This window comes from Flavobacterium sp. DG1-102-2 (assembly GCF_033042555.1).
Classification (GTDB): Bacteria; Bacteroidota; Bacteroidia; order Flavobacteriales; family Flavobacteriaceae; genus Flavobacterium.
This window is the reverse complement of the sequence record NZ_JAWLIK010000005.1, coordinates 201,768-222,911: the sequence shown is the minus strand read 5'-3', so window position 1 is coordinate 222,911 and position 21,144 is coordinate 201,768. Positions and strand designations below refer to the sequence as shown.

The 21,144-nt window shown below is 41.6% G+C and carries 26 protein-coding genes; 11 read left to right on the top strand and 15 right to left on the bottom strand.

Annotation, left to right across the window (positions count from 1 at the left end; genetic code table 11):
- Window positions 1-25: 25 nt before the first annotated feature.
- The 5 genes from R1T16_RS09790 to R1T16_RS09770 all read right to left on the bottom strand — a co-directional run bounded on the left by R1T16_RS09790 (window position 26) and on the right by R1T16_RS09770 (window position 5,447).
- Window positions 26-1,618, bottom strand: coding sequence for an MDR family MFS transporter (locus R1T16_RS09790; protein ID WP_317500917.1), 1,593 nt, complete (start codon window positions 1,616-1,618; stop codon window positions 26-28).
- A gap of 4 nt (window positions 1,619-1,622) precedes the next feature.
- Complete coding sequence (locus R1T16_RS09785) at window positions 1,623-2,711, bottom strand: HlyD family secretion protein (protein WP_317500916.1); 1,089 nt, start codon at window positions 2,709-2,711, stop codon at window positions 1,623-1,625.
- Window positions 2,712-2,722: 11 nt separating this feature from the next.
- The gene (locus R1T16_RS09780) at window positions 2,723-4,072 is read right to left on the bottom strand and encodes a TolC family protein (protein ID WP_317500915.1); all 1,350 of its coding nucleotides are present in this window, start codon (window positions 4,070-4,072) and stop codon (window positions 2,723-2,725) included.
- Window positions 4,062-4,685 (bottom strand): TetR/AcrR family transcriptional regulator, encoded by a 624-nt coding sequence (locus R1T16_RS09775; RefSeq protein ID WP_317500914.1) that lies wholly within the window; start codon window positions 4,683-4,685, stop codon window positions 4,062-4,064. Before R1T16_RS09775 ends, R1T16_RS09780 begins: the two co-directional genes overlap by 11 nt.
- Window positions 4,686-4,877: 192 nt before the next feature.
- A complete protein-coding gene (locus tag R1T16_RS09770) occupies window positions 4,878-5,447 on the bottom strand; it encodes an aminodeoxychorismate/anthranilate synthase component II (protein ID WP_317500913.1) in 570 nt (189 codons plus the stop codon).
- A 275-nt stretch (window positions 5,448-5,722) separates the two neighbouring features.
- Here R1T16_RS09770 and epsC point away from each other — a divergent pair, with 275 nt between their 5' ends.
- Together epsC and cysK are read left to right on the top strand one after the other, a co-directional pair.
- Window positions 5,723-6,538: a serine O-acetyltransferase EpsC gene (epsC, locus tag R1T16_RS09765; RefSeq protein ID WP_317500912.1), complete on the top strand. Its 816-nt coding sequence runs from the start codon at window positions 5,723-5,725 to the stop codon at window positions 6,536-6,538.
- A 12-nt stretch (window positions 6,539-6,550) separates the two neighbouring features.
- Complete coding sequence (gene cysK / locus R1T16_RS09760; RefSeq protein WP_317500911.1) at window positions 6,551-7,459, top strand: cysteine synthase A; 909 nt, start codon at window positions 6,551-6,553, stop codon at window positions 7,457-7,459.
- A 164-nt stretch (window positions 7,460-7,623) separates the two neighbouring features.
- On the opposite strand, the gene R1T16_RS09755 is transcribed toward cysK, so the two are convergent.
- From R1T16_RS09755 to R1T16_RS09745, 3 genes are read right to left on the bottom strand one after another with little or no spacing between them, the layout of a single operon-like run.
- Window positions 7,624-8,193, bottom strand: a complete 570-nt coding sequence (locus R1T16_RS09755) for a YceI family protein (RefSeq protein WP_317500910.1) — start codon at window positions 8,191-8,193, stop codon at window positions 7,624-7,626.
- A 42-nt stretch (window positions 8,194-8,235) separates the two neighbouring features.
- A complete protein-coding gene (locus R1T16_RS09750) occupies window positions 8,236-8,874 on the bottom strand; it encodes an NAD(P)H-dependent oxidoreductase (protein ID WP_317500909.1) in 639 nt (212 codons plus the stop codon).
- Between the two features lie 20 nt (window positions 8,875-8,894).
- Entirely contained in the window at window positions 8,895-9,350 is a 456-nt protein-coding gene (locus tag R1T16_RS09745) for a MarR family winged helix-turn-helix transcriptional regulator (RefSeq protein ID WP_317500908.1), read from the bottom strand.
- A 142-nt stretch (window positions 9,351-9,492) separates the two neighbouring features.
- Here R1T16_RS09745 and R1T16_RS09740 point away from each other — a divergent pair, with 142 nt between their 5' ends.
- The 3 genes from R1T16_RS09740 to R1T16_RS09730 are packed head-to-tail and all read left to right on the top strand — an operon-like array spanning window position 9,493 to window position 11,045.
- Entirely contained in the window at window positions 9,493-10,080 is a 588-nt protein-coding gene (locus R1T16_RS09740; RefSeq protein WP_317500907.1) for a TlpA disulfide reductase family protein, read from the top strand.
- Window positions 10,081-10,095: 15 nt separating this feature from the next.
- Window positions 10,096-10,707: a thioredoxin family protein gene (locus R1T16_RS09735; protein ID WP_317500906.1), complete on the top strand. Its 612-nt coding sequence runs from the start codon at window positions 10,096-10,098 to the stop codon at window positions 10,705-10,707.
- A gap of 23 nt (window positions 10,708-10,730) precedes the next feature.
- Entirely contained in the window at window positions 10,731-11,045 is a 315-nt protein-coding gene (locus tag R1T16_RS09730; RefSeq protein ID WP_317500905.1) for a rhodanese-like domain-containing protein, read from the top strand.
- Window positions 11,046-11,105: 60 nt separating this feature from the next.
- Here R1T16_RS09730 and R1T16_RS09725 read toward each other — a convergent pair whose 3' ends face one another.
- Window positions 11,106-11,534 (bottom strand): DUF1456 family protein, encoded by a 429-nt coding sequence (locus R1T16_RS09725; protein ID WP_317500904.1) that lies wholly within the window; start codon window positions 11,532-11,534, stop codon window positions 11,106-11,108.
- A gap of 197 nt (window positions 11,535-11,731) precedes the next feature.
- Entirely contained in the window at window positions 11,732-12,526 is a 795-nt protein-coding gene (locus tag R1T16_RS09720; RefSeq protein WP_317500903.1) for an alpha/beta hydrolase, read from the bottom strand.
- A gap of 52 nt (window positions 12,527-12,578) precedes the next feature.
- On the opposite strand from R1T16_RS09720, the gene R1T16_RS09715 reads away from it, so the two are divergent.
- On the top strand, window positions 12,579-12,980 hold the full coding sequence (locus R1T16_RS09715) for an excinuclease ABC subunit B (protein WP_317500902.1): 402 nt from the start codon (window positions 12,579-12,581) through the stop codon (window positions 12,978-12,980).
- A gap of 194 nt (window positions 12,981-13,174) precedes the next feature.
- On the opposite strand, the gene R1T16_RS09710 is transcribed toward R1T16_RS09715, so the two are convergent.
- On the bottom strand, window positions 13,175-13,564 hold the full coding sequence (locus R1T16_RS09710) for a VOC family protein (protein ID WP_317500901.1): 390 nt from the start codon (window positions 13,562-13,564) through the stop codon (window positions 13,175-13,177).
- A gap of 251 nt (window positions 13,565-13,815) precedes the next feature.
- Window positions 13,816-14,232, bottom strand: a complete 417-nt coding sequence (locus R1T16_RS09705) for a hypothetical protein (protein WP_317500900.1) — start codon at window positions 14,230-14,232, stop codon at window positions 13,816-13,818.
- Between the two features lie 510 nt (window positions 14,233-14,742).
- Between R1T16_RS09705 and R1T16_RS09700 the strand changes: the two genes are divergently transcribed.
- Complete coding sequence (locus R1T16_RS09700) at window positions 14,743-15,390, top strand: peptidoglycan-binding protein LysM (protein ID WP_317500899.1); 648 nt, start codon at window positions 14,743-14,745, stop codon at window positions 15,388-15,390.
- Between the two features lie 149 nt (window positions 15,391-15,539).
- Here the strand turns inward: R1T16_RS09700 and nhaA are convergent, their stop codons facing one another.
- Both nhaA and R1T16_RS09690 read right to left on the bottom strand, forming a co-directional pair.
- Entirely contained in the window at window positions 15,540-16,715 is a 1,176-nt protein-coding gene (gene nhaA / locus R1T16_RS09695; protein WP_317500898.1) for a Na+/H+ antiporter NhaA, read from the bottom strand.
- A gap of 50 nt (window positions 16,716-16,765) precedes the next feature.
- Window positions 16,766-18,280, bottom strand: coding sequence for a SulP family inorganic anion transporter (locus R1T16_RS09690; protein WP_317500897.1), 1,515 nt, complete (start codon window positions 18,278-18,280; stop codon window positions 16,766-16,768).
- 194 nt (window positions 18,281-18,474) lie between these two features.
- On the opposite strand from R1T16_RS09690, the gene R1T16_RS09685 reads away from it, so the two are divergent.
- The 4 genes from R1T16_RS09685 (at window position 18,475) to R1T16_RS09670 (ending at window position 20,023) form a co-directional block, all read left to right on the top strand.
- Window positions 18,475-18,807 (top strand): metalloregulator ArsR/SmtB family transcription factor, encoded by a 333-nt coding sequence (locus tag R1T16_RS09685; protein ID WP_317500896.1) that lies wholly within the window; start codon window positions 18,475-18,477, stop codon window positions 18,805-18,807.
- Between the two features lie 10 nt (window positions 18,808-18,817).
- The gene (locus R1T16_RS09680; protein WP_317500895.1) at window positions 18,818-19,297 is read left to right on the top strand and encodes a DUF6428 family protein; all 480 of its coding nucleotides are present in this window, start codon (window positions 18,818-18,820) and stop codon (window positions 19,295-19,297) included.
- On the top strand, window positions 19,257-19,712 hold the full coding sequence (locus tag R1T16_RS09675) for an arsenate reductase ArsC (RefSeq protein ID WP_411162026.1): 456 nt from the start codon (window positions 19,257-19,259) through the stop codon (window positions 19,710-19,712). The genes R1T16_RS09680 and R1T16_RS09675 overlap by 41 nt, the downstream gene beginning before the upstream one ends.
- An 83-nt stretch (window positions 19,713-19,795) precedes the next feature.
- Window positions 19,796-20,023, top strand: coding sequence for a hypothetical protein (locus R1T16_RS09670; protein ID WP_317500894.1), 228 nt, complete (start codon window positions 19,796-19,798; stop codon window positions 20,021-20,023).
- Between the two features lie 181 nt (window positions 20,024-20,204).
- On the opposite strand, the gene R1T16_RS09665 is transcribed toward R1T16_RS09670, so the two are convergent.
- Window positions 20,205-20,921, bottom strand: coding sequence for an SAM-dependent methyltransferase (locus tag R1T16_RS09665; protein WP_317500893.1), 717 nt, complete (start codon window positions 20,919-20,921; stop codon window positions 20,205-20,207).
- Window positions 20,922-21,144: the final 223 nt, after the last annotated feature.

The window sequence follows — 21,144 nt, the reverse complement described above, 5'->3', positions numbered from 1 at the left end:
GCTGAAAACTGTCAACTTTTAACGCTTAGTGCATCGCCTCACTCATGTCTACCTTGTTTTTACCTTCTTTAACAAGAAGTATAAACGGAATGCAGATGAGGAACATTATACCCAGGTACAAAAAGATATCCATGTAAGAGAGTACCGTTGCCTGTTTCATTACTCCGCCTTCCATGGCGGCATAAGCTTTTGACAACGCTTCGCTTGCCGAAAATCCTTTAGACATGAAGCCCTGCTGCAATTGCTGCACCCTTTGCTGTACGGCAAAATCGGTTACCTGCTCATGGCTCACGAGGTTTACCCTGTGGCTTTGTGTAAAACGGGTAATAAAGGTACTGATAAGCGCGATACCAAACGATCCGCCAAGCTGGCGCATCATGCCGGTAAAGGCAGCCCCCTCACCAATGCTTCTTCCTTTAAGGGTAGAAAGTGCCATGGTTGTAATGGGTACAAACAATAAACCTAACCCAATACCACGAAGGATCAAAGGCCAGAACATATGTTCTGCTCCAGTATCGGGTGTCATGATGCTGAACATCCAGAAGGTAAACCCAAAGAAAATACTGAATCCTGTGGCTACCATGTAGGTCTTAGGAAGCCCTTTTTGAATCATCTGCCCGATAATAGGCATCATAAAGGCTGTCATTAGCGAACTTGGTATAAGAAGCATACCGGCATCAAGTGCAGTCCATCCTAAGATCTGCTGGGTATAAATAGGCACAACAAACGTTGACCCATATAACCCAAACCCAAGAATGAAACACAATATGGTACCAATGCGCAGGTTACTGTCTTTAAGCACCTTCAGGTTTACGATAGGGTGCTTGTACACCGTTTCACGCCATATAAAGGCAAATAGACCCAATGCACTCACTACGCTCAGTATTACAATGATGGGCTCTTCAAACCAGTCGTCCTGCTGCCCGTGTTCAAGTACAAACTGCAGCGACCCGATGAATGCAGCAAGAAACAGCATACCCCACCAGTCAACCTGGTTTGCTTTTAGCTTCTCGCCATATTTAGGGCTTTTTACAAATATTATCGTTAAGATGGTAGCAATGATACCAAGCGGAACGTTAATATAAAATATCCAGCCCCATGAGTAGTTGTCTACGATCCATCCTCCAAGAGGCGGACCAAGCGTAGGCCCTACAATTACACCCATACCATAAATTGCCTGCGCCATACCGCGTTTTGCAGCGGGGTAGCTTTCGGTAATAATAGTTTGTGCCGTTACCAGCAGTGCTCCACCACCCATACCCTGTATAAACCTGAAGGCTACAAGCTCCCAGATGTTTGTGGCGTTACCACAAAGAAAGGATGCCACGGTAAAGATGATAATAGAGGCTGCAAAGTAGTTGCGTCGGCCAAACTGCATGGATAGCCAGCTGGTCATGGGGATTACAATTACGTTTGCAATTGCATAGGCGGTAATTACCCAGGCAACATCAGTAAGGGTTGCCCCAAGGGTTCCGCGCATATCGTTTAATGCAACGTTAACGATAGTGGTGTCCACGATTTCAAGCAGGGCACATAGTACCGCCGTTATCGTTATGATAACGCGCCTGAAGCCATATTCTACTAAGCTGTCGTCAGCTGCTGTTGCTGCTCCTGCCATAATATTATTTTAAATGTACGTCTACATCCACATTCATACCGGGACGCAGTAGTTTTACTTTTTCTTTGTCGTTGTTTTTAGTAAGGCTTATTTTTACAGGAAGCCTTTGCACGGTCTTAACAAAGTTACCCGTTGCGTTGTCAGGAGGCAGTAAAGAGAAACGTGCACCTGTAGCAGGAGAGAAGCTTGTAAGTTCGCCCTCAAACTCAAGGTCTGGGTAAGCATCAGAAACAATGGTTACTTTTTGGCCTTCTTTCATTTTTGTAAGCTGTGTTTCTTTAAAGTTAGCCACAACCCATGCATCTTCGCTGTTAATGATGTAAAACAATGCCTGTCCCGGTTGTACAAGCTGACCCGGCTGAATATCTACGGTAGAGATCTGTCCGTCTACGGCAGCAGTAACTATGGTATAGCTTAGTGTTAAGTTAGCAGCATCAAGTGCAGCCTGTGCTTTTTTGATGTTAGCCGATGCAACTTCAGTTTGTTTTCCTGAAACATTAGATCGTGACACGCTTGCATTTCTTTGCGATTTGCTTGCAGCTTCAGCTTGTTGTAAAACCCTAAGTTCTACTTCAGCTTCCTGCTGCGTTGCCTGAGCCTGTTCAAACTGCTGTTTAGTGATCGAGTGGTTTTTGTACAGGTTCTCGTAACGGGTAAAGTCGTTGTTAGCTCTCCAAAGCCTGACTTTAGCAGCTTCAATATTTCCTTTAGATGAAAGGATGTTCGCTTCGCTTACCGAAACGTTTGCAGATGCTCCGCCTACATCAGCCTTAGCAGCTTCATAGCTTCCTTCGGCAGCAGCAAGTGCAGCCTTAGCGTCTTCAACACGTACAACATAATCTTTGTCGTCGATGATAAAAAGCGTATCGCCTTTTTTTACAAAATCATTATCCTTAACAAACACTTTTGTGATGTATCCTGTTACGCGGGGAATTATAGGGTTCATGTTTTTCTCTACCTGTGCATCATCTGTAGTTTCGTGTGCAAGGGAGTGCATGTATTTGTAAATACCATAACCACCGCCAAGGATAACTACTGCCGCAAGGATTACAATAAACTTCTTGTTCGTTTTTTTCTTATTAGTATCTTCCATGATTGGATTAATTAATTTTTGTTTGGTGTAAGATTAAAAGAGTTGGTTAATTTACCTGAAGCATTAAGCAGCTCATAGTAACGCTGCGTGATGTCTGCTTTAGAGAATGCACCGTTTATTTTTGCCTGAAGCTGTTCAACATCGGCTTCAAGAAGATCGTTAGTATCTACAAGGCCGTTATCATATTTGTCTTTTACGATCCTGTAGTTTTCGGTGGCCTGTTCTACAGCTTCGGCATACACCTTGTCCTGTTTTATGCTCAGGTTATAGTTTTCCTGTGCTTCGTTAACCTGCACCTTAACCTGGTCGGTCATTATTTCAAGCTGCTGCCTTGTCTCTTCGGCACGGCTTTGTGCTGCTTTTACTTTCTTGCTGTTCTTAAAGATGTTTGCAATGTCGTAAGAGAAGCCTACGCCAAAGTTAACCGCGTTGTATACCTGCGCAACATTCTGGATATCCAGTGCAACATATCCGGCAGAAACCGATATGGCAGGGTAATAGTCTCCTTTTGCGATCTTAACGTTGCTTTCGCTTGCTTTCTGCTCAAATCGCATTGCTTCAAGATCACTTCTTGATGCGATCGCTTCGCTCTCGCTAGCCGACGGCGTCGTTCCGTTCGATTTCTTGAAATAACTATCGCTCGGTGATAGCTGAGTACCGGCCGGCAGTTTTAATAGCGTCACGAGCTGGAAATTGATCGTAGAGACGTTTTTGATGGCATCATCCAGCGTAAGCTGAATGTTGCTCGCCTGAAGCGTTGCTTTCAAAAAGTCATTACGTGCCAGTAATCCGTTTTTCTCCATGGCTGTAAAATCGGCAACACGCTGGTTAGCGCTCTTCAGGTTTTCCTGGATAAGCTTTACCGATTCCTGTGCTTTGTAAAGATTTACATAAAGCACCACAGTTTGCATGGCAAGCTGTTCTTTTGTGTTTACGGCGTTAAAGGTTTGTGCCCTGTAAATGTTCTCTGAAGCATCTACGCTGTTCCTAAGCTTAAAACCTGAGAACAATGGCATGCTGAAGCTTGCCTGGCCAAACATGATCTGGTTAACTTTTGGGCTTGCTGTAGCAGTTTCTCCTTCTGCAGGTTCAGATGTGCTTAGGGGAATCCTCAGCTTTACGGTAGGGTTTGTTATCCTCATGTACTGACCCGACACCTTGAAATCAGGATACTGATTGTTCTTGGTGTTGTCCAGGTCAAGTTTAGAGGTGGCTACCTTAGTATCGGCAAGGTTAGCCTCTGTACTTTTTGTAACTGCCAGCGATATGGCCTCATCCAGCGATAACTGTTTTTTTTCCTGTGCCTGTAGTGTAAGCACAAAGAACAAAAGGCCGCCGGGCAGTAGATGCTTAATTTTCATGTACTAAAAGCGCTTTAATGGTTTGTTTAATGTGAGCGGTAAGCTCATTTTCTATGTAAAGTTGATATTTTTCGTCGCTGTCAATATTCAGGATGATCTCAAAATATTGCTGGTTCATCTGGAAGTGTACCAGTGTGCCCATAATCGTGGCAGGAATCAAAGTGATGTTTACGTCTTTTTTAAAAACGCCCTGCGCTTGTCCTTCCGAAAGGATCTTTTTAAACACTTCAAGATTTTCTTTTTTGATGTCTATGAAAGACTGCATATCCATGATCCTCTTTTTTGTCGAAAGTTCAAAATGCATAATCTGGTACATGCATTTGTTCTTGTTGATTCTGGATATGTAAAGATCAATCAGAAGGTCTACTTTTTGAAAGGGGGTAAGGTTCTGACTGAAGATGTCTTCGAGCCTCATTTTCATGTCAGATGTTCTGTGGATGATAAGGGCTTCAAGCAGCTTTTCCTTCGACCCGAAATAGTACGATATCATCGCAATATTTACCTGGGCTTCTTTAGCTATTGTCCTGATGGAAGCACCATCAAATCCTTCTTCTGCAAACAGCTTTTCGGCTGCCTGCAAAATGTCGATTTGTTTGTCATTAAACTCCGTCATTTTATTTCTCTGTTAATTACGACGCAAAGTTAAACACTTGTTTAAATTAAACGTTTGTTTAATATCATTATTAACAGTTTGTTAACAGAAAACGGTTTCGGAAACCGCTATAGGTTTTTTCTATAGTTGGTATTTATATAATTGTAATTCAGGTGTTATAATTGCTTTTATTGAAGTAAAGGTTTTGGCTTATTAAACCTCAACCCAGTTTTTAAGAATTTGTTTTCCCAGAGGCGTTAACACTGATTCGGGATGGAATTGTACCCCTCTTACGTCATAAATTTTGTGTCGTAACGACATTATGTTTCCGCTTTTATCAACAGATGTGACTTCTAAAACGTCTGGAAAATTAGCATTATCCACACTCCAGGAATGGTATCTTCCTACCGAAATCGTGTCCCCCATTCCGGTAAAAAGAGGTTCGTTTTCTACGGTGATTTTAATGTCGGCAGCGACACCGTGATGCACCTCTTCAAGGTTAATAAGCGTACCGCCAAAAACCTCACCAATGGCCTGCTGGCCAAGGCAGATTCCAAGGATACTTTTAGTGGATGCGTACTCTTTTATAATGTTTTTTAGAAGGCCTGCTTCATCGGGTATTCCGGGTCCGGGAGACAGTAAGATCTTGTCATAATCTGCCGGGTCTTCTATAGAAACTTCGTCGTTTCTCAGTACAAAAACCTTGCAGTCAAGGTCTTCCAGGTAGTGTACAAGGTTATATGTAAAGCTGTCGTAGTTGTCTATAACTAATATTTTCTTCATGGTTGCATGTAATAAGGCTGCAAATGTATGAACATTTATGCCTTAATTATTTGTTTTATAAATCTACTAAACTGGTAGACTATTGAGTTTTTTTGTCTATTTTTGTGTAGCTAAAACATCAAACCATGAGAGCTATAAGCCAAAATACCACCGTTTGCAGCTGTTGTCTTTTATTAAAAGGAGCATTTGCTGTGGCATAAATTCAGGTTTACCGGCCTTATATAACTGCAAAAAGCTTCTCTTTTATGGGAAGCTTTTTTTAATAACCATACGATATGAAACACCCTGTTTATACCGCAAATTATCTAAAGGCGGGCGTGCTGCCGGATAAGGCAAAAACAGAAAAATGGATAGAAAATCTCTTTGCCTGGCTCTTTTGCATAGGCGAAGAGTATGCCGATTACGAGTATTTTGTCAAGAAAGAAAACGAACTAAAAAATGAGCTGTTCCACCTGTTTGAATTGGCTGGATTAAGCGAAAAAAAAATAAATTCATTTATTTCAACCTTAGATTATAAGGTAGAAATACTTCATCAAAAGCTTGAGTACGATTTGAAAGCCATATTCGAGTTCGATCCGGCAGCAAAATCACGCGCTGAAGTGCTCATTTCGTACCCCGGATTCTTCGCCATAGCAGTCTACAGGCTGGCACATGAACTTTGGCTTGAAGATGTTCCGCTGCTGCCAAGAATGATGAGCGAGTATGTGCACAGCAAGGCGGGTATAGACATTCATCCGGGGGCAGAAATTGGCAGCCGTTTTTTTATCGATCACGGTACGGGAATCGTAATTGGCGAAACAGCTCTTATAGGCGATGACGTGAAAATATACCAGGGGGTAACGCTGGGCGCACTTAGTGTAAGCAAGGCTGAGGCTTCGGTAAAAAGACATCCTACTATTGGAAATAATGTTACAATTTATGCCAATGCAACCATACTTGGCGGCAATACGGAGATAGGCCACGACAGCATTATTGGCGGAAATGTATGGATAACCAACTCGGTTCCGCCGCATTCACTGGTGTATCACAAGAGTGAAATAAGCATTAAAACAAGGGGTACATTTCCCGAACCATTAAATTTTGTAATCTAAAATTCAATATATATGAAAGCGAACAGCATTTTAGAAACTATAGGCAATACGCCGCATTTAAAGCTAAATAAACTATTTCCCGACAACAATGTGTGGATAAAACTGGAACGTAACAATCCCGGAAACAGCATAAAAGACAGGATTGCCCTGGCTATGGTTGAAGACGCCGAGGCTAAAGGAATACTCACTAAAGACAGCGTTATTATAGAACCTACATCGGGTAATACGGGTATCGGGCTTGCACTTGTCGCTGCCGTAAAAGGGTATAAACTGCTGCTTGTAATGCCGGAGAGCATGAGCGTGGAACGCAGGAAACTGATGTCTATTTACGGTGCGGAGTTTGAGCTTACGCCAAGGGAAAAAGGCATGAAAGGCGCTATAGAACGTGCGGCAGAGCTTACAGCAAGCACGCCAAACGCATGGTCGCCAAGCCAATTTGATAACCAGGCTAACGTTGAGGTACATAAGAGAACTACCGCAAAAGAGATACTGGCCGATTTTCCGGATGGCATTGATTACCTGATTACAGGAGTAGGTACGGGAGGGCATATTACGGGTGTAGCAGCTGTTTTAAAGGAAAAACTGCCTAGCCTCAAGGTCTTTGCTGTTGAACCAGAATTATCGCCTGTACTTAGCGGGGGAAGCCCGGCACCACACCCTATACAGGGAATAGGGGCAGGTTTTGTACCGTCAATTTATGAGAGTGGCCTTATTGACGGCGTTATTCAGGTAGGTAAAGATGAAGCATTTGAGTTTGCCCGCGATGCGGCAAAAAAAGAAGGCTTGCTGGCAGGCATTTCAACAGGGGCATCGCTTGCAGCTGTAAACAAAAAGCTGTCCGAAATCCCAAAAGATGCCGTTGTAGTAACGTTTAACTACGATACAGGCGAAAGATACCTGTCTATTGAAGGGCTTTTTTAGAGAGTTAATTAGGTTCTTAGTTAATTAGATTCTTAGGCAGTTGGAGCTAGATAGCAACTGGACAAAACCTCAGCGACTAAGAACCTCACTACCAAAGACCCTTATAGAAACACAAAACCCACGCCATGCGTGGGTTTGTTATTCAATTTAAATACTAATTTTAATTAGTAAGCAAGGTTTACGTTAAGTGTGAATTCATCGTAGATAGCTTTATCTCCAATGCTTTCGAAGAAGCTTTTAGAACCGTAAGTAATGTCGTATTTAGTTCTGTCAACTTTAAGTGTAGTTGTAGCAGCGTTTTTACCGGCTTTAAGTTCAAAAGTGATTGGTTTTGTAGTTTTCTTGATAGTAAGGTCTGCAGTTACAGTGTAAACACCCGCAGATTTTTCTTTAACTGATTTGAAAACGATTTTTGAAGTTGGGTATGCAGCAGTACCAAAGAAATCGTCAGCTTTTAAGTGGCCTTCAAGTTTCTCTTTACCTTCACCGGCTTTAAGGTCAGTAGCTTGTATAGAGTTCATGTCTACAGTGATGTTACCACCCGTAAGTTTGTTGTTTTTGAAAGTAAGAACACCATCTTTAACGTTGATAGTACCTTCGTGTTTTCCTGTTACTTTTTCACCAACCCAGCTGATTTTACTTTTAGCAGCGTTGATTTTCTTGTCCTGAGCCGTAGCTGTAATTGTTGTAAGAGCTACAACCAGTGCAATTGCAATTGTTTTTAGATTCTTCATTTTTAAAAATTATTTGGGTTTATTAAATTACTAAATTAAGTATTAAACAGTTACGAAAAGCTCTTCGAGCGGTTTTCTTACTTTAACTGCGTGCTGCATAGCATCCTCTTCATGCCTGTAACCTACGGCAGCAATAACCGCAGCATTAAGTCCAAGTTCGTCAAGGCCTAATATTTTGTTGAATTCCTGTGCATCAAAGCCTTCCATTGGCGTTGCGTCTATTCGCAGGAGTGCAGCGGTATTGATAAGGGTAGAAAGCGCAATGTATGACTGTTTTGCCGTCCAGATGTTCTTTTGCTCTTCGGTAAGGCTTGCCAAATATCCTGAGATATAGTCGCTAAATCCTTTAACCGCTTCGGGGGCAACGTCTCTTACCTGGCTTATAGTGCTTATGTATTTGTCAACATGCGTGTCGTTTACGTTAAGCTCGTTGGCAAAAACAAAAAGATACGATGAGTCGGCAATAATGTTCTGGTTGTTTCCTCCGGCAGCAGTTTTAAGCTTGTTGCGCATTTCGTCAGATTCAACAACAAAAACTTTATAAGGCTGAAGCCCAACAGAAGAAACGCTAAGCCTTACAGCCTGTTTAAGTGTTTCAAGGTCTTCTTTAGATACTTTTTTTGCAGCATCATATTTTTTAGCTGCGTAGCGCCAGTTAAGGCTTTCAATATATTCTTTCATTGTATTTATATGTGGTCTATTTATAGTGTTCTGTATTTTTCAAGCAGTGTGTTAAGCTGTTCAAGTTCGGCAGGGGTAAGGTTTGCTGCAAACTTTTCTTCGTGGGCATCTACTATAGGGTCAAGCTCTTTTAGCATTTCAAGGCCTTTTTCGGTAATCATGACCTCCATCTTACGGCGGTTAGATTCGCATACGCCTCGTGTTACCAGTTCTTTCAGCAGCAGCTTGTCTACAAGACGGGTGGTGTTGCTGGTCTTCGCTACCATGCGCTCCTGAATGACACCCATGTTTACAGGATTGCATTTTTGGCCTCTCAGTATCCTGAGTACATTAAATTGCTCAGGAGAAAGGTCATAGCTTTTTAGTACATCGTTAAAGTTTTCACTTATAATATTTTGTGTGTACAATATATTCAGCATTACCTTCTTTGCACAAGGGATGCTGCCAGTTGATTTTATGATATCTTCTATTTTCATATTTGTAAATACAAAATTTGTATGTACAAATGTAATAATGTTTTTATTTGTATGTACAAATGATATGTTAAAATTTTCTTAATTTTATTAACACAGCCATTTAGGGCTTAATTTTAGAGGATTATCTCAAAACACAAATTTTATGAGTAAATACAACAGATTGCTGATGTTGTTTGCAGTAGGCACATTCATTATTTCCTGCAATAATAAAGCAGAAACCACGACAGAAGACACCACTGCCGAACCAACCGAGACAGCAGAAGTACAACAGCCAACGCCGCCAACACCCTTAAAAGTGTACACAAAAGACGGCGTGAGTGTAAAAGCATACGACTTTGACAAGCTGGAATATTTCCTGAAACAGAAGAATGACACTACGTATGTGGTTAATTTTTGGGCTACATGGTGTGTGCCGTGCGTGCAGGAGCTTCCGCATTTTGAAGAGCTTAATGCCAAGTACAAAACCAATAAGGTTAAGGTAATGCTGGTAAGCCTTGACATGTATAAGATGGTAGAAACAAAACTGCTGCCTTTTATTAAAGAGAAGCAGCTTAAGAGTGATGTGGTTTACCTTAGGGATCCTGACCAGAACACCTGGCTGCCAAAGGTAGATTCTACGTGGAGCGGCGCACTGCCGGCTACTCTCATATATAATAAGGACAGGCGTAAGTTTTATGAAAAGTCATTTACCTATGCGGAACTGGAAAAAGAAGTTAGTAATTTTAAATAATCAATACATATAAATATGAAGACCGTAAAAATTTTAGGTACAGTAATGCTTGTGGCTTTTTTAAGCGCATTTGGTGTCAAGAACGCAGCAGGCGGCTATAAGGTAGGGGATATCGCAACAGATTTCAGCCTTAAGAACGTAGATAATAAAAAGGTATCGCTTAAGGATATTAAGGATGCTAGAGGGTATATCGTGGTGTTTACCTGCAACCACTGCCCGTATGCGCAGGCGTATGAAGACCGTATCGTTGCCTTAGATAAGAAATACAAAAAGCTGGGTTATCCTGTAGTGGCTATAAACCCTAACAATCCTGATAAAGTAAAAGAAGACAGCTTTGCCAATATGCAGGCAAGGGCCAAAGAAAAAGGATTCACTTTTCCATACCTGTTAGACGAAGGCCAAAAGATATTCCCACAATATGGTGCTACAAAAACACCTCACGTGTATATCCTTCAGAAAACGGCTAAAGGTAATGTGGTAAAATATATCGGGGCTATTGACGATAACTACGAAGATGCTGCTGCGGTTAAAACCAAATATGCAGAGAATGCCCTTGATGCATTAGTAAAAGGAAAAGAAGTTAGCGTAAAAGAGACCAAGGCTATTGGCTGTTCTATAAAAGCATAATACCTTTGCCAAAAATCATACAAATGAATATATCTCAGGAAGAATGGTGGGAAAAAGCTCAGGCAGACAGCAATGCTGTTATTCTTGACGTTCGCACCGAAGACGAATGGAACCGTGGAATCATTCCGGGTGCTATTAATATCGATATTTACAAGGGGCAGGGCTTTATCTATGCTGTTGAAGAACTGGATAAAAGCAGGAATTATTATGTATACTGTGCCGCAGGTGCACGCAGTGCTCAGGCCTGCAACATTATGAACCAGCTTGAAATTGCCAATACCTTTAACCTTATAGGTGGTATCTCGCAATGGGACGGCCCGGTCGTTGCACCGGAATAAACGAACCTTATAAAACAGGAAAGAGCCCTTAATTACAGGGCTCTTTTTTGTATCTCGTTGTTACGAATTCTTCTTCTTACCGTTGTTGAACTTTACTTTTTCAACGACTGGGGCAGGTTTCTTAGGCCTTTGCGGCGGGCCTTTCATAGCAGGTTTCTTTGCAGCTGGCTTTTTAGGCTTTTCAAAGGGTGCCGATGCCGGCCTTTCGCTCTTTGCTTTAGCCACTGCTTCTTTATTCTTATTGATAACGTCCTGCGCATTCTTTGGCTCTTCTTTAGTGCCGCGCAGGTGAATGATAAGGCCATTTAAAAAGTTACGCAGTACCTGGTCGCCGCACTCCATATAGTTAGGGTGATCTGCATTACGGAAAAAAGCACCTATTTCTGCCTTAGAGATCCTGAAATCTACAAGCTCTAATATTTCCACGATTTGGTCGTCCCTTAACTGAAGCGCTACACGCAGCTTTTTAAATACATCATTATTATCCATACATCCTTATTTTCAGCAAAAGTAGTGTTTTTTGGTGGATTTGGTTATTTGTTTGATTGGTTGATTTGATAGATTTGTTGATTTGTTTATTGATAAAGGGTAAAAAATTAACCGCAAAGAACACAATGGATTACGCAAGGTTCACAAAGCTTTGTGTCCTTTGTGGTTACATCATACACAATAACCAAATCAACAAATCACTCAAATAGCCAAATGTAGGCTTCTGCAAATTCCTTCCCCCACAGGGTTTCGTTATGCCTGCCGTTGTGTACAATTTTTCGGTGAATCTTTTTATGGTCCAGTTTTACTTTTAGTATTTCGAGCATACGGTCAAGGTCGGCAATCATTTCGGTGCTTTCGTGGTCGCCTGCCATAAAGTAGAGACGCGCATCAATATGCGGCGTGTTTATAGTGTCGTCATAAATAGCGTCATTAAACCAAAAAGAAGGCGAAAATACCCCAGCCTTGCCAAATACCTTTGGGTACTTCAACACCGCATAATAGGAGATAAGTCCGCCCAGCGAACTTCCCATTATACCTGTGTGTTCCTTATCGGGATTGGTATGATAGTGTGTATCTACATACGGTTTTACCGTGTTTACAACAAAGTCAAGGTACTTATCGGCTTGCCCGCCACCATATTTTTCGTTAGTGTAAGGGGTAAGTTCGTCTACGCGCTTGTCATTTCCGTGTTCAATACCTATTATTATGGTTTGTGCCTTCAGGCTGTCCAGCTGTTCATCGGCACGCCATTCGCCTGCAAAAGAAGTAGCTTTGTCAAACAGGTTCTGCCCGTCGTGCATATACAGTACCGGATATTTTTTTGCTTTGGCATCATAATCTTTTGGCAGGTAGACCCATACTTTCCTGTCGGTGTCCAGTTGTGGCGAATGTATGGTAAAGGTAGTAACGTTATTAGGGTAGGTGTGTTCCTGTGCTTTAGTGTTCATAGAAGTAAGATACAAAATTAGGAGCAGAAATTTATGTGCCATCTGTTTGTTTTTTTTAAGCAAAAGAATAATTTAGCTAAAATTACCAATTACCATGAATACCTACGAAGAAAAGCTGAGCCTGTTAACCGAAATGATTGAATTTGCCAAAATAGATGGCAGCATCCACGAGCGCGAGTATCAGTTTTTAGAGCTTGTTGCCAGTCAGCTAAGGGTAGATAAAGCTGTATTTACAGGCCTTTTTGATAATCCGGCAGATCACGTCATCATAAAATCAGAACACCAGCGCATACTTCAGTTCTACAGGCTGGCATTATTGATGCAGGCCGATGGTGTGCTGCACGACAATGAACAGGTAGCCATACGCGAGATGGGTATTAACATGGGGTTAAGCCCGTATGCCATGAAAGGTGTGCTTAACGAGATGAAGCGATCTCCCACGGGCATGATAGATGCCGATTTGCTTATTGCGCTCTTCAGGGCACAGCAGAATTAAATTGTATACTACACAGAAAACTTGCTTCAGGAGTGTCATTTTGAGCGGAACGAAGTGCAGTCGAAAAATCTCATATAATTAAAGTTTTAGAGATTTCTCCACTTCGCTACGCTGCGGTCGAAATGACAAAACGTATAAAATTTAGTTTTCAGACACCCTCCCTTTGCTTATATGTACACCTTATATATAGGAGACTAAAACGTAGAATTGTCGGCAGTATCATCCACCTGAAAGATGCCAAAAGTGTTATTATCTGTATCTATAAAATAACCCTGCCAGCATTTGCCGTGTATGGCAAACTTAGGTAATGCCACTTCGCCGCCTGCCGCCATGATCTTATCGGCAGTATCGTCAAAATTTTCCACTTCAATAGAGCAGGTGTAGGCATTGGTGCCGTTTTCGGTACCCGGGGCAGGAGCAGGGCGCTTTAGGAGTCCGCCGTGCATTCCTGTTGTCGCTATGCGGTAATACTCAATAGGCAGTTCCTTATCCTGTGTAAATTCCCAGCCAAAAACACTGCTGTAAAATGCTATTGCCCTTTCGGGTTCATACGCCTGAATTTCGAAGTAAGCTATTGTATTCATTTCTTAAGTGTTGAAAACTAAAGGTATAAAAAAATGAATTGCCTTACATTATGGTAGTGTTGTTTAAGATTTGTTTAACAGAAGTGATGTTAAAACAACACACCCCTAACCCCTCTCAAGAGGGGAACAAGCTTCACTCGATTTTAAAAATAAGAGTGAGCGGGTATGAGTGTTCCCCTCTTGAGAGGGGTTAGGGGTGTGTTCAAAGTCACCTATTAAAATCATAAGGCATTTGAACGAGCTATGTTAATTTATTTTACCCCTTCAAAAATTATAACTTTGGCATTTGTTTTACATGCTACGATATGAGCATGGCCTCCGTAGTATGTATTCTTAAAATCTATGCAGGCAAACCATAATTCTTTATTATTGTCTTCAGATATTATAATCGTATCAATTTCCTGTTCCTTATACTTGATTTCAGCTAATACGCGTACATATTTTTCCATGTCTTCTTTAGTTTCTAAAAGATTATGCACATAAAGAATTTCGCTCTCCATTTTTAAAGTACCGGTTTTTTTATATTCGTCTACCCAATCCTGTAAAAAACGCTGATGCGGAATTGTGTCTGTACAAAAAACTGGATTATACGATGATGTAGGTTTCGGGCTTTTTATAAAGGATACACAGAAAAGTGCAAGTAATAGTAGTGGATATATGATTTTCATAACAGTAATATTAAAATCTGTATTTCAAATATACTTGAATTATATATATAAGTGGCAGTTATGAATTGCCCCTAGCTTTAGCCAAGGATTTGTATAGTGTAACGATGATCGGCTTTAGCCAAATATAAAAACCCTGAAACCTTAATTTATAGATGTAAATTCTTGCAAATTATACCTTCCTAATCGGCGTGCATATAAAAATACGTGAAATTTGACGTTTCAATCTTATAAATGTAGATTATTTCTTACTTTATTTTGTAAGATTTATTACGTTTTCGCATTTTTTTTGCCCGCCGAAAGGCAAAAATGTACCGCTAAAATACCCTTTTGACAATTCTTTGTAACTCCCTTTAGTTACAGTAGTTACAAATAATTACAAGGCTTTTTCGTATCCTTAATGTTATGTTAAAGTTAGATTGGTTTGTAAGTGGTTGTAAATCAACCCTATGTTTTGCGTATCTTTGCTTCGCTAATTTCATCAAGGTGACAGCTTATGAGAAATAAACATACATGATAAAAAAATGGATATACTTTTTAGGGTTAACCCTATTCATCACGCTGGTAAGTTCAGGTTTCAGGCCTAACGAAGCGAAACAATTTGGAAAGATCGAAGGTTTTCACCTTGCTGACGACGAGATCACCAACTACACAGTACCAACAATTGACGAAACTGCAAAAGTCAATTTTAATTTTCCCTTCACCGGAAAATCTTACGTAGGATTTAAACAGGCGGTAGCCATCAAAGAATCCCAGGGTCTTTATAAGCTTGTAAACAGATTTGGCTACATGGGCAAATATCAGTTTGGAAAAAGCGCACTTAGAGCCTTAGGTATCAAAAACAACAAAGAATTCTTAAACAACCCAAGATTACAGGAACGTGCATTTAAGGCGCTGCTTGCTAAGAACAAGTGGGAGCTTCGCAAAGAGATCCACCGTTACGACGGCCACATTATTAAAGGTGTTAAGATTACCGAGTCAGGATTGCTGGCAGCAGCACACCTTGCAGGTGCAGGCTCTGTAAAAAGCTTCTTAAGCAGCAATGGCAAAAGAGGGTTTAAAGATGGTTTTGGCACATCGCTTAAAACATACATCAGGAAATTTGGCGGTTATGATACTTCAGGTATCGTAGCACATCCGCAGCCTAAAGTTGTAATGTAATACACAAACAAACGAACAAATATGAAGAGAGCCGCTATATGCGGCTTTTTTTGTGGAATAGATTTTCTTCTCCTGCAAGGTCTCTTCTAAGACTTTGCAGGTGTTATTGTATTTTTTTTAAACCTATAAGGTTTTTAAAATCTTGCAGGTTATCTCGCGGACGATCTTTTGTAAACACTCAATAATAAATATCCCGAAACTCCCGACAGCACCGATGCTATAAGTATTGCAAATTTGGCTTCGGCCTGTAAAAGCGCATCGCTAAACGAAAGCAAAGCTATAAATATAGACATGGTAAAGCCTATACCGCCCAGTATGGCAAGCCCTAGAACTTGCGCCCATTTGGTTTCTTCAGGCAGTTGGGCAATTTTTAGTTTAACCGACAGCCACGACATGAGGAAGATGCCCAGCGGTTTACCAAGAAATAACCCTAACACGATGCCAAGGCCAAGGTTGCTCACAAGCCCTTCGGTCATGCCGGCTTCAAAAGTGATGTTGGTATTGGCTATGGCAAATACGGGCATGATCAAAAAGTTGACCGGCTTGTGCAGCGCATGCTCCAGTTTTTCAAGCGATGATTCAGTATCGTCATCAGTAGTAGGCAGTGTAAGTGCTGTAAGTACTCCTGCAATAGTGGCATGGATACCCGAATGATGTATAAAATACCACATCACGATACCAGGAATGATATACAACCATATATTCTTAAAGCCCATACGGTTAAAGAGAATTTGAAGCGCAAACATTCCTCCGGCGTATGCCAGATAATTAAAATGAAGTTCAGAGGAATAAAATATGGCAATAACGAGTATCGCCATAAGGTCGTCTACAATGGCAAGCGCGGCAAGAAATATCTTAAGGCCAGACGGAACCCTGTTGCCTAAAAGTGATAAGATGCCCAGGGCAAAAGCAATATCGGTAGCCATTGGTATGCCCCATCCGTTAGCTGTTGGTGTTCCTGCATTGAAGAGGCTGTAGATCACCGCAGGAACTATAACGCCGCCAATAGCTGCTAATACAGGCAGAGAGGCCTGCTTTAGTGACGATAACTCGCCCTCCACGATCTCGCGTTTTATCTCCAGGCCTACCATCAGGAAAAATACAGCCATCAGCCCGTCGTTTATCCAGGTAAGTACCGAATAATTAAGGTGCAGAGTGGCATTTGCAAAGCCAAATTCTGAATTTAGAAATTCTTCAAAACCTGTTGCAAGGCCTGTATTGGCAATAGCCAAAGAAAGTACTACACAAAGCAATAGCAGTATGCCGCCAAAGGATGACGATTGATAAAATTTCCTGAAAACACTACGATTAAAGCTTTTTGCCATATCCACAAATTTAGTAAATAGGGCTGTTAACTCCTATTGTAAATAAGGGTTTATGCCCTCTCGGTAGCGACTTTATACGATGGGTCTTCGGCAATGTTAACTTCAATTACGGCTTCTGCATTTTTTAGCAGCTGAACCGAGTCAAGGCTCAAATGCTGCAGTCGTAACGTTTTGCCTGCCTTGTGGTATTTTGATGTAAGGTTGTTCAGGGCTTCAATGGCCGACATATCTGCAACGCGGCTGTCTTTAAAATCGATAATCACTTGCTGCGGGTCGTCTTCTATGGTAAACTTTTCATTGAAAGCACTAACCGATCCAAAGAACAACGGGCCGAATATCTCATAATGCTTCACGCCGCTCTCATCTGTATAATGTGTTGCCCTGATGCGTTTTGCACTTTCCCACGCAAATACAAGGGCAGATATGATAACGCCAATAAGTACTGCAAGTGCAAGGTTATGCAATACAATGGTTATGACTGCCACGATTATCCCGGTAAAGATATCCTGTTTTGGCATTTTGTTTATGATCCTGAAACTCGCCCACTCAAACGTGCCGATGGCCACCATTGCCATAACGCCAACCAATGCCGCCATAGGCACCATGCCGATTAACGGTGCGCCAAAAAGTATGATGATAAGTATGGTAATCGCGGCAATTATTCCCGATAGCCTCGCCCTTGATCCTGCCGAAAGGTTAACCAGTGTCTGCGCTATCATGGGGCAGCCGCCCATTCCAAAGAAGAATCCGTTGGCTATGTTTGCCGTACCCTGCGCTATGCACTCGCGGTTGCTGTTGCCTCGTGTACCTGTAATTTCGTCTACTAAATTTAGTGTCAGTAAGCCTTCAGTCAGCCCTACAGCCGCCATTACTACCGCATACGGAAAGATAACCTGCAATGTTTCCAGGTTCAGGCTGATGTTGGGAACATGAAAAGGAGGGAAGCCACCCTGTACCGAAGCGATATCGGCTACAGTTTTAGTTTCGATGCCAAAGCCAAGTACCACTAAAAACACTACAATAATAGCAACTAATGATGCCGGAACAGCCTTGGTGATCTTTGGGAAACCAATTACAATACCTATGGTTAAGGCTACAAGCCCAAGCATTATATATAAAGGAGAGCCCGAAAGCCATCCGTCGCCGCTTTTTAGCTGTTCTACCTGCGACATGAAGATAACAACTGCCAGTCCGTTTACAAAACCATACATTACAGGCTGTGGTACAAGTCTTATAAACTTGCCAAACTTAAACACGCCCACAAGTATCTGGATAACACCCGCCAAAGCCACTGCTGCAAAGACATACTCAATGCCATGCGATTTCATAAGGGCAATAAGCGTGATAACTGTTGCACCCGCACCACCCGATACAAGCCCCGGCCTGCCGCCCAATACTGCCGTTACCAGCCCCATGATAAAGGCGGCATACAAGCCAACCAATGGCGGAAAGCCGGCAAGTATGGCAAACGAAAGCGATTCGGGAATCATGGTCATGGCTACGGTAAGCCCTGCCAGTATCTCGTTTTTATAGTTTACTTTTTGGGTGAAGTCGAATAGAGGCATAGGTGCTGAGGTTCTTAGGTTCTGAGTTGCTTAGGGCGAGCTGCAAAGATACAATAGCTGCTATGTTTTTACCATGCCTAAAGTTCTAAGAACCTTAGTTTCTAAGTAACTCAGCAACTCTTCTGCAAATTAACATCAAATTTTTTAATTGGCATTATTATTTATCGTAATATTGCAATATAACGATATAAGACATGGGAGCATCAAAAACAGACGGATTTACAGAACGGCAGAATAAACTGGCGGTAATGACAAAAGCGTTAGGGCATCCTGCGCGTATCGCTATTATAGAGTACCTGCTCAGTGTAGATGCCTGCATTTGCGGCGATATTGTAGGTGTATTGCCATTGGCACAGCCTACGGTTTCGCAGCATTTAAAGGAACTGAAGAACGCCGGGCTTATAAAAGGAAATATTGAAGGCACGGCAATATGCTACTGCATTGACGAAACAGGATTTGACGTTGTACGTTCGTTTTTCGACCATATCCATCAATCATTAGGGAAAAAGAGTAACAACTGTTGTTAATTATACGATTATGAAACTATCAGAAATTAAAAAATACCTGGCTAATGCCGAAGCCGTCAACTTTAAATTACAGGACGGCTCATTTGTGCCCGAACATTTTCACGTGACCGAAGTGGGCGTGGTTACCAAGAACTTTATTGATTGTGGCGGTAAGGTGCGCCGCGAAAATACAGCCAACTTTCAGCTGTGGGATGCCGATGATTATGAACACCGCCTGAAACCTAAGAAACTGCTTGATATCATTGCGCTTTCTGAGAAGGTGCTGGGTATGGAAGACAGCGAAATAGAGGTGGAGTACCAGCAGGGAACCATAGGTAAATACGGACTTGATTTTGATGGTAAGGATTTTGTCCTTGTTGCCAAACAAACTGCCTGCCTTGCAAGCGATGCCTGCGGTATACCTGAACCGAAACAAAAACAAAAGTTGAACCTTATAAACCTGACTCCAAATGATGCACCATCGTGCACACCGGGAGGCGGATGCTGCTAATATGAAAGACGTACTTGTATTGTGCACCGGCAACAGCTGCCGAAGCCAGATCGCCGAAGGTTATATAAGGCATTTTGCCAAAGGAAATGCTGCTATTTACAGTGCGGGAATAGAAACGCACGGCGTAAATCCTAAAGCTGTTAGTGTTATGGCCGAAGACGGGATCAATATTTCGGCACATACTTCTAATAATGTGGATGAGTATCTGGATATCCCTTTTGATTATGTTATTACCGTTTGCGATAACGCCAGCGAAAATTGTCCTTACTTCCCAACAGAGGCGATTCGGCTTCATTATAATTTCCCTGACCCTGCCAAAGCAGAAGGGACAGATGAGGAAGTTATGGAAGAATTCAGGCGTGTAAGGGATAAGATCAAAAAGTACTGCGAGGTGTTTGTAAAAAATAATATATAAGCAAAAAAGATATAGGGCATTACTGTATTCGGATATAAGAAAGTAAGTTTATTCTTTTAAAAAGGAGTATCTTGCTAATAATTATGAGAGAAAAATTACTACAAGCCGTTAATGGCCTTCTGGAAGAAGATAACCATAAATACTTTCCGAAACATCATGAAGATATAATAAAAAACACAGTATATCTTGGTGCAAAAGGCAAACCAAAAGAAGTTATGGTGATGATGGATTCTGTAAAATACTATATCGAATTTCCAACTAAGGTAAACGCCGACAGGGTAAGGTCTTTAGTAGAAAACCTTTGTGACTGATAATGTTGCGTATCGTAACTCCTGCAAGGTATTTAAGACCTTGTAGGTATAAATAGGAGTGAAATTTATATAAAAATAAAACCTGTAAGGTTTTAAAAACCTTGCAGGTTGCGTATACGATTGTATTATAGGAGTGAAGCTAAACATAAGTTCCTAAGGATCTAAGTTACTCAGCAACTCTTTAAAACCTGTGAACAATAAAAATACACGGCCTGTTGTGCAGGTCTACCGTTTCTTTTTTCCACTGGGCAATAGTTTTGGTTTTTATGTATTCTGTAGGCAGGGTAATATCGCAGGCAACGCACAGGTGGGTGTTCGGCTGAAGCGTAGCCAGTATATCCTCCAGCATCCTGTTGTTTCTGTAGGGTGTTTCTATGAACAATTGCGACTGGCTTTTGTTTTGAGACAGCGATTCAAAATTCTTCAGTGCGCTTTTCTTGTCTGATTTATCTATAGGCAGGTAGCCATTAAAAGCAAAGCTCTGTCCGTTCATGCCACTGGCCATTATTGCCAGCAATATAGACGACGGACCCACCAATGGCACGACCTGAATCCCTTTTTCATGGGCAATCTTTACGATAGCAGCACCGGGATCGGCAACACCGGGGCATCCGGCTTCGCTCATTAATCCTACATTTTTTCCTTCCATACAGGGTTGTATAAATGACAGATGGTCTGAGGCAACGGTATGTTTGTTCAGTACCGAAAGCTTTAAATCAGGCTGTTTTTTTGTTGGCAGAATCGCTTTTATGAAACGGCGTGCCGTCTTTTCGTTCTCCACAATATAATGGTCTATAAATTCAATAGAACGTGCTATGGTATCAGGAAGTACTTCTTTTGGATCGGCGTCATCGCCAAGGGGTACGGGTAATAGATATAGTTTGCCTATTGGGTTCATGGTAATTGTAATTTGGGTGAATTAAAGCGTAAAGATAAGATTACTTAGTTTAGGTTGCAACTACTGTACGAATAGCTATTTATTGGGTTTGTCATTTCGACCGCAGCGTAGTGGAGTGGAGAAATCTCATTCTTTTTATATCAAATAAGGTTAACAGAGATTTCTCCACTCCATTTCATTCCGGTCGAACCCTAACGAAGTGGTTCAGCGGAGCTAAATGACA

Bases quoted from the DNA above. Each gene is read 5' to 3' on its own strand.
- R1T16_RS09720 (WP_317500903.1), bottom strand. From the start codon at position 12,526: ATGGCACATAAATTTCTGCTCCTAATTTTGTATCTTACTTCTATGAAC.
- R1T16_RS09770 (WP_317500913.1), bottom strand. From the start codon at position 5,447: ATGAAGAAAATATTAGTTATAGACAACTACGACAGCTTTACATATAAC.
- epsC (WP_317500912.1), top strand. From the start codon at position 5,723: ATGAAACACCCTGTTTATACCGCAAATTATCTAAAGGCGGGCGTGCTG.
- R1T16_RS09790 (WP_317500917.1), bottom strand. From the start codon at position 1,618: ATGGCAGGAGCAGCAACAGCAGCTGACGACAGCTTAGTAGAATATGGC.
- R1T16_RS09700 (WP_317500899.1), top strand. From the start codon at position 14,743: ATGATAAAAAAATGGATATACTTTTTAGGGTTAACCCTATTCATCACG.
- R1T16_RS09775 (WP_317500914.1), bottom strand. From the start codon at position 4,685: ATGACGGAGTTTAATGACAAACAAATCGACATTTTGCAGGCAGCCGAA.
- R1T16_RS09755 (WP_317500910.1), bottom strand. From the start codon at position 8,193: ATGAAGAATCTAAAAACAATTGCAATTGCACTGGTTGTAGCTCTTACA.
- R1T16_RS09670 (WP_317500894.1), top strand. From the start codon at position 19,796: ATGAGAGAAAAATTACTACAAGCCGTTAATGGCCTTCTGGAAGAAGAT.
- R1T16_RS09705 (WP_317500900.1), bottom strand. From the start codon at position 14,232: ATGAAAATCATATATCCACTACTATTACTTGCACTTTTCTGTGTATCC.
- R1T16_RS09680 (WP_317500895.1), top strand. From the start codon at position 18,818: ATGAAACTATCAGAAATTAAAAAATACCTGGCTAATGCCGAAGCCGTC.
- nhaA (WP_317500898.1), bottom strand. From the start codon at position 16,715: ATGGCAAAAAGCTTTAATCGTAGTGTTTTCAGGAAATTTTATCAATCG.
- R1T16_RS09710 (WP_317500901.1), bottom strand. From the start codon at position 13,564: ATGAATACAATAGCTTACTTCGAAATTCAGGCGTATGAACCCGAAAGG.
- R1T16_RS09665 (WP_317500893.1), bottom strand. From the start codon at position 20,921: ATGAACCCAATAGGCAAACTATATCTATTACCCGTACCCCTTGGCGAT.
- R1T16_RS09675 (WP_411162026.1), top strand. From the start codon at position 19,257: ATGATGCACCATCGTGCACACCGGGAGGCGGATGCTGCTAATATGAAA.
- R1T16_RS09735 (WP_317500906.1), top strand. From the start codon at position 10,096: ATGAAGACCGTAAAAATTTTAGGTACAGTAATGCTTGTGGCTTTTTTA.
- R1T16_RS09780 (WP_317500915.1), bottom strand. From the start codon at position 4,072: ATGAAAATTAAGCATCTACTGCCCGGCGGCCTTTTGTTCTTTGTGCTT.
- R1T16_RS09745 (WP_317500908.1), bottom strand. From the start codon at position 9,350: ATGAAAATAGAAGATATCATAAAATCAACTGGCAGCATCCCTTGTGCA.
- R1T16_RS09785 (WP_317500916.1), bottom strand. From the start codon at position 2,711: ATGGAAGATACTAATAAGAAAAAAACGAACAAGAAGTTTATTGTAATC.
- R1T16_RS09690 (WP_317500897.1), bottom strand. From the start codon at position 18,280: ATGCCTCTATTCGACTTCACCCAAAAAGTAAACTATAAAAACGAGATA.
- cysK (WP_317500911.1), top strand. From the start codon at position 6,551: ATGAAAGCGAACAGCATTTTAGAAACTATAGGCAATACGCCGCATTTA.
- R1T16_RS09730 (WP_317500905.1), top strand. From the start codon at position 10,731: ATGAATATATCTCAGGAAGAATGGTGGGAAAAAGCTCAGGCAGACAGC.
- R1T16_RS09725 (WP_317500904.1), bottom strand. From the start codon at position 11,534: ATGGATAATAATGATGTATTTAAAAAGCTGCGTGTAGCGCTTCAGTTA.
- R1T16_RS09715 (WP_317500902.1), top strand. From the start codon at position 12,579: ATGAATACCTACGAAGAAAAGCTGAGCCTGTTAACCGAAATGATTGAA.
- R1T16_RS09740 (WP_317500907.1), top strand. From the start codon at position 9,493: ATGAGTAAATACAACAGATTGCTGATGTTGTTTGCAGTAGGCACATTC.
- R1T16_RS09685 (WP_317500896.1), top strand. From the start codon at position 18,475: ATGGGAGCATCAAAAACAGACGGATTTACAGAACGGCAGAATAAACTG.
- R1T16_RS09750 (WP_317500909.1), bottom strand. From the start codon at position 8,874: ATGAAAGAATATATTGAAAGCCTTAACTGGCGCTACGCAGCTAAAAAA.